The sequence below is a fragment of the Embleya sp. NPDC025285 genome (assembly GCF_055558835.1).
Window position 1 is genome coordinate 1 of record NZ_JBVHLU010000225.1, and the last position, 5,590, is coordinate 5,590.

A 5,590-nucleotide genomic window follows, 5' to 3' on the forward strand; every position below is an offset into this window, starting at 1 on the left:
GGCGGGGCGACGTCGTCGCCCCGCCGCCTTCGCTCACACCTTCGGCTGCTGCTGCGTGATGCAGTGGATGCCGCCGCCATTGGCGAAGATGTCGCGGGCGTCGACCAGTTCGATGGTGCGGCCGGGGAAGAGCTTGCCGAAGGTCGCGGCGTTCTCCTCGTCGCGCGGGTCGTCGAAGGCGCACAGGACCACCGCGCCGTTGGCGACGTAGTGGTTGATGTAGCTGAAGTCGACCCAGTCGTCGTGCGCTTCGAGCACGGTCGGCGCCGGGATCTCGACCACTTCGAGCGGACGGCCGTGCGCGTCGGTGGAGGCGCGCAGCAGCGCCACGTTCTCCTTGCCGACCTCGTGGTCCGGGTGCGCCGGGTCGGGCTGCACATGCGCGAGGACCAGGCCCGGGCGGGCGAACGACGCGACGATGTCGATGTGCCCCCGGGTGCCGTACAGCCCGTAGTCGCGGGTCAGACCGCGCGGCAGCCAGATCACCTTGCGCACGCCGAGGAACGCCTTCAGTTCGTCCTCGACCTGCTCCTTGGTCCACCCGGGGTTGCGGCCCTCGTCGAGTTGCACGGTCTCGGTGATCAACACCGTGCCCTCGCCGTCGACATGGATGCCGCCCCCCTCGTTGACCATCCGCGACGCGTAGCGCCGGGCGCCGGACGCCTCGATCACGTGCTCGGCGATGTCCCGGTCATGCTCCCACGAGGCCCACTCCTGCGCCCCCCAACCGTTGAACACCCAGTCGGCGGCAGCAAGTTCGCCCTGCGGCCCGGTCAGGAAGGTGGGGCCGATGTCGCGCATCCACGCGTCGTCCTGCGGCCGCTCCAGCACGGTCAACGGCCGATGCACGTACCGCGCGACGGTGTCCGACTCGCCCAGATCGGTGATCAGCGTCACCGGCTCGTAGCGGGAGATCGTCTCGGCCACCCGGCCCCACGCGGTCCGCGCCGTGTGCAGGTCCTCCTCGCCGAAGGTCTCGTTACGGCTGGGCCAGGCCATCCAGGTGCGCTCGTGCGGCACCCATTCGGCGGGCATCGAGAAGCCGTCTGCGGCCGGGGTGTTGGTCATCGGGAAATCCTTCGGGAAATCGGGTCCCACCATGGATCCACGAACGGATCCGCGGCGGGGCCGCGGGAACAACGGATCATCGTCGCCGGGCCGATACCGCGCGTGCCGCGCACGGCCGCTCGGCGGCGCCGGGTCGGCATCGGGTCGCCGCCCGGTCCGGCAACACGCCGGTCACGCCGAGGACCGAGTGCCCGGCCTCGATCGCGGCGGCCGACCGGGCACCATCCCGGGCCGCCTCGCACACGGTCTCCGCGATCGGCGCGGCGGCCTCGGGCACGTTAGGCCGCAGCTCCCGGGCCCGCCGCGCCCGAGCCGGCCCGGCGGCCGTGAAGATCGGCAACCGGTCCCGCTCGGTGGGCGTCCTCCGCATGCGTTCCTCCGTATTGAATGGCGTTCAAATCGCATTGAACGCCATTCAATACCGACTGTCAACGCCCCGGCGGGTGTCGGCCGACCCGTTCCCACGCCGGGCCCGCAGCCCTCGGCGCGGCTCGCTCAGCGGGCCAGGCGCGCCGCCAGACCGTCCAGGAGCAGCCGCAGCCCGGTCTCGAATCCGCGCTCGTCGAGCGTCTTCGGATCGCTCGCGGCCAGCGAATCGGCGAGCGAGGGATACTCGGCCCGGTAGTCCTCGACCGGCCGGACGAAGCCCTCGACGTAGGTCTCGATCACCGACCCGACCACGAGGTAGTCCAGCGCCGCGGACACCTCGGCCGCCTCGGCCGGGCCCAGACCGATCCGGACCAGGGTGCGGGCGGTGGCGTCGTACGCGGCCAGCGCCTGCTCGGTGGACACCGGCCGGCGGGCGATCACCGGCAGCGCCTCGGGATGGCGCAGGTAGGCCGCCCGGTAGCCTCGGGCGAACGCGGTGATGCCGACCCTCCAGTCGGGATCCTCCAGCGGTGCGCGGTCGATCTCCCGGGTTATCACCACGGTGATCGCGTCGAGGAGCTCCTCCTTGGACGCCACGTGGTTGTACAGCGAGGGCCCCTGGACGTCCAGCCGGGTGGCCAGGGCCCGCATGGTCAGCGCGCCCATTCCCTTCTCGTCCACCAAGTCGACCGCGGCCCTGGCGATCAGTTCGCGATCGAGTTTGGGGCGGCTGGGTCGACCCATCGTGCGTTCACCTCGTGCCGTTCGCGAGCACCGCCGTCGGTCACTCTGCGTTGCCAACCTAGCTCGAAGTCACCTCTTCCCCTACACCCGGTCGAAGGTTAGGGTCCTCAAACTAACTAAGTAAGTTTTAACGTCCCCGTTGCGAGGTCCCGATGAACCACGGCACTTCTCGCCCACCGACGCCCGCCGCGTCGGTGTCGCCCACATCGACCCCGGTGGTCGACCACGACGCCGAACAACTCGGCGCATTGGGCTACGAACAGGAGCTCAAGCGCAGTCTCGGCGTGCTGGGCAACCTCGCCATCGGCTTCGCCACCGTCTCCCCCGTCGTGGGCCTGTACGCCGTCGCGCAGGTGGGCACCACCATCGCGGGCCCCGCATGGGTGTGGGTGCTGCCGATCTGCCTGCTCGGCCAGGCGCTGCTGATGTGTGTGTACTCCGAGCTGGCCTCGCAGTATCCGATCGCGGGCGGCGCCTACCAGTGGGCCCGTCGCCTGGTCGGTCCCACGTACGCGTGGCTCGCGGGCTGGGTGGGCATGTGCGCGGTCGTGTTCGCCAACACCACGATCGTCTATCTGGGCGCGCCGTGGTTCTTCGCGCTCTTCGACGCCCATCCCACGCCGGGCCGAATCGTCGTGGTGGCCGCGATCTTCCTGCTGTGTTGTACCGCGATCAACGCCTTCGGCATCGATGTGCTGCGCTGGGTGCTCGCGGCCGGCATCGCGGCGGAGGCGCTCGCCTCGCTCGGGGTGGGTCTGGCCCTGCTGCTGCTCTTCCGGGAGAACGGCTTCGGCATCCTCACCGACACGATGGGCGCCGAGGCGCTCTCGGGCGGCTCGACCTTCTCCGCGATGCTCGCCGCGCTCGCGGTCGGCGGCTGGGCGTTCTTCGGCTTCGACGCGTGCGTGTCCTCCTCCGAGGAGACCAAGGACGCCGCCCGGCACGTGCCGAAGGCGATCTGGTGGACCCTGATCAGCGTCGGCGGCCTGGTCGTGCTGAACGCCGTCGCCGCCGAACTGGCCCACCCCGACCCCGCGAAGGTGGTCGCGGGAGAGGACCTGGACCCGGTCACCACCGCCGTGGTGAACTCGTTCGGCTCCTGGTCGGCCAAGCCGTTCGTGGTCGTGGTGATCATCGCGTTCATCGCGTGCGCGCTCGCTTCCCAGGCCGCCGCCGCACGCTCGGTCTACTCGGTCTCCCGGGACGGTGTGTTGCCCGGATCCCGGGCGCTGCGCGTGGTGAGCAAGCGGCAGGCGCCCATCGGCGCGCTGGTGATCACCGCCGCGATCAGTTGCCTGGCGCTGCTGCTGGCGCTGAACAGCGCCGCGATCGGCAGCCTGATCACCTTCGGCAGCGCAGCGATGTACCTCCAGTTCCTGTTGATCGCGTTGGCCGCGCTGATCGCCCGGCTGCGCGGGTCCTGGACGCCCGGCGGCCTGGTCCGGTTCGGCCGCTGGGGCACCCCGCTGAACGTGCTCGCGGTCGCCTGGCTGGCCTTCGAGTTCGTCAACATCGCGTGGCCGCGCGAGATCCTCGCCCCGCCCGGCGCACCGGCCTACCAGGTCTGGGCCGCCGTGCTCGGCATCGTCGTCGTGGTCGGCACCGGAGTGGTGTACCTGCTGGTCGCCCGCCCGCAGGACAAGGTGCGGGTGAGCGAGAGCTTCGCCGACCGCGGCGCCGACGAACCGACCCCGATTCCGCAGAGGAGCACCGTATGACCGCCGCGGACCTGGTGATCCTGGACGCACGCGTGCTGACCATGGATCCCACCGCACCCACCACCGACGCGCTCGCCGCGCGGGACGGGCGGATCGTCGCCCTGGGCGCCGACGCGCGCGCGCTGATCGGACCGCGCACCGACGTGATCCACGCGCCCGGGAACACCGTCACCCCCGGGCTGACGGACTGTCATCAACACCCGGTGCTGGGTGCGGACACCACCCGCGGCGCGAACCTGGTCGGCGCGCTCACCCTGGAGGAGACCCGGCGCCGACTCACCGAACAGGCCGCGCTGTGCGGACCGGACGACTGGGTGATCGGTTTCGGCGGCGAGTACGCGGCGTTCGCCAGCCGCGCCATCCACCGCGACCTGATCGACGACGCCGTGGGCGGTCGACCGGCGTTCGTGTGGATGTCGGACAGCCACACCGCGCTGCTGAGCACGGCCGCGCTGCGGATCGCCGGACTGACCGGCCCCCGCGAGTTCGCCGACCGCAGCGAGATCGTCTGCGACGAGCGCGGCCCCACCGGCGAGTTGCACGAGATGACCGCGTGCTTCCTGGGCTACCAGGCGGTACCGCCCATGCCGCGCACCGAACTCCTGACGCGGGTACAGAAGTTGTTCGCCGAGCAGAACCGACACGGGGTCACCGGCGTGCATGTCCTGGACGACGGGCCACGCACCGCCGACACCCTGGCCGGGCTGAACGACGAACAACGGCTGACCATGCGCGTGCGATTGGCGCCGTGGTGCCCACCCGGCGATGTGGACAACCTCACCGACCGGATCGGCGAACTGCGCTCCCTGGACGGCCTGGTGCGCCTCGCCGCGGTCAAGTTCTTCGCCGACGGCGCGATCGACGGCGGCGGCGCGTGGCTGCACGAGCCGGACTGCTGCGGCCAGTCGCACAGATCGCAGTGGAAGGACTTCGACCGGTACGCCGACGCGGTCGAGATCGCCGCCCGCGCCGGGCTGCCCGCCTGGACGCACGCGATCGGCGACCGCGCGGTGTCCCGGGCGCTGGACGTGTACGCCGAGCACGGCGCGCCGTTCGGCACCCGACACCGGATCGAGCACGCCGAGGTGCTGAGCGACGCCGACGTGCCGCGCTTCGCCGCGCTCGACGTGGTCGCCTCGATGCAGCCGACGCACATGGACTGGTCACTGCCGGACGGATCGGACAACTGGTCGCGCCGGGTGGGCCCGGAACGGGCCGAACGGGCTTGGCGCTACGCCGACATCCTGGCCGCCGGTGGCCATGTCGCGCTCGGCTCGGACTGGCCGGTCGCCGCGTTCGACCCCAGGCGCACGCTGGGCGGCGCGCAATTGCGCCGTCCGACGGGCGAGCCCGACCGCGCGGCGTACGGAGCCTCGGTCGGCATCTCGGCCCGGCAGGCCCTGGCCGGCTACACGACCGAGGCGGCCTACGCGGCGGGCGAGGAAGCGGTGGCCGGTCGGATCGCGGTGGGCTGCCACGCCGAGCTGACCATGTTCGGCGGCGACCCGCTCACCTGTGCCCCGGACGATCTGCCGGAGTTGCCGGTGACCGCGACGGTGGTCGCGGGACGGGTCGTGCATCGGCTCTAGGCCCTGCCCGGCGGATCTTGGTGGATCGGGCCGCGTCGTGAGCGCAGCGAGGAGCCCGAAGGGCGGATGCCGTGCATCGGCGTGCCGGAGAAGCAGCCGCAT

At 71.5% G+C, this 5,590-nt stretch carries 4 protein-coding genes and 1 pseudogene; 2 read left to right on the top strand and 3 right to left on the bottom strand.

Annotated elements, in window-relative coordinates:
* Nucleotides 1–33: 33 nt before the first annotated feature.
* The 3 genes and pseudogenes from ACZ4FV_RS51505 to ACZ4FV_RS51515 all read right to left on the bottom strand — a co-directional run bounded on the left by ACZ4FV_RS51505 (nucleotide 34) and on the right by ACZ4FV_RS51515 (nucleotide 2,181).
* Nucleotides 34–1,068, bottom strand: coding sequence for an agmatine deiminase family protein (locus ACZ4FV_RS51505; RefSeq protein ID WP_465328328.1), 1,035 nt, complete (start codon nucleotides 1,066–1,068; stop codon nucleotides 34–36).
* A 157-nt stretch (nucleotides 1,069–1,225) separates the two neighbouring features.
* Nucleotides 1,226–1,438: pseudogene (locus ACZ4FV_RS51510) on the bottom strand (urease subunit gamma); the annotation flags it as partial.
* A gap of 125 nt (nucleotides 1,439–1,563) precedes the next feature.
* Nucleotides 1,564–2,181: a TetR/AcrR family transcriptional regulator C-terminal domain-containing protein gene (locus tag ACZ4FV_RS51515; RefSeq protein ID WP_395869179.1), complete on the bottom strand. Its 618-nt coding sequence runs from the start codon at nucleotides 2,179–2,181 to the stop codon at nucleotides 1,564–1,566.
* Nucleotides 2,182–2,333: 152 nt separating this feature from the next.
* Between ACZ4FV_RS51515 and ACZ4FV_RS51520 the strand changes: the two genes are divergently transcribed.
* Together ACZ4FV_RS51520 and ACZ4FV_RS51525 are read left to right on the top strand one after the other, a co-directional pair.
* The gene (locus tag ACZ4FV_RS51520; RefSeq protein WP_465328331.1) at nucleotides 2,334–3,899 is read left to right on the top strand and encodes an APC family permease; all 1,566 of its coding nucleotides are present in this window, start codon (nucleotides 2,334–2,336) and stop codon (nucleotides 3,897–3,899) included.
* Nucleotides 3,896–5,488, top strand: coding sequence for an amidohydrolase (locus ACZ4FV_RS51525; protein WP_465328332.1), 1,593 nt, complete (start codon nucleotides 3,896–3,898; stop codon nucleotides 5,486–5,488). The genes ACZ4FV_RS51520 and ACZ4FV_RS51525 overlap by 4 nt, the downstream gene beginning before the upstream one ends.
* Nucleotides 5,489–5,590 lie beyond the last annotated feature (102 nt).

What these genes read in the sequence shown, in the direction of transcription:
- ACZ4FV_RS51525 (WP_465328332.1), top strand. Translation starts at nt 3,896, where the DNA reads ATGACCGCCGCGGACCTGGTGATCCTGGACGCACGCGTGCTGACCATG.
- ACZ4FV_RS51505 (WP_465328328.1), bottom strand. Translation starts at nt 1,068, where the DNA reads ATGACCAACACCCCGGCCGCAGACGGCTTCTCGATGCCCGCCGAATGG.
- ACZ4FV_RS51520 (WP_465328331.1), top strand. Translation starts at nt 2,334, where the DNA reads ATGAACCACGGCACTTCTCGCCCACCGACGCCCGCCGCGTCGGTGTCG.
- ACZ4FV_RS51515 (WP_395869179.1), bottom strand. Translation starts at nt 2,181, where the DNA reads ATGGGTCGACCCAGCCGCCCCAAACTCGATCGCGAACTGATCGCCAGG.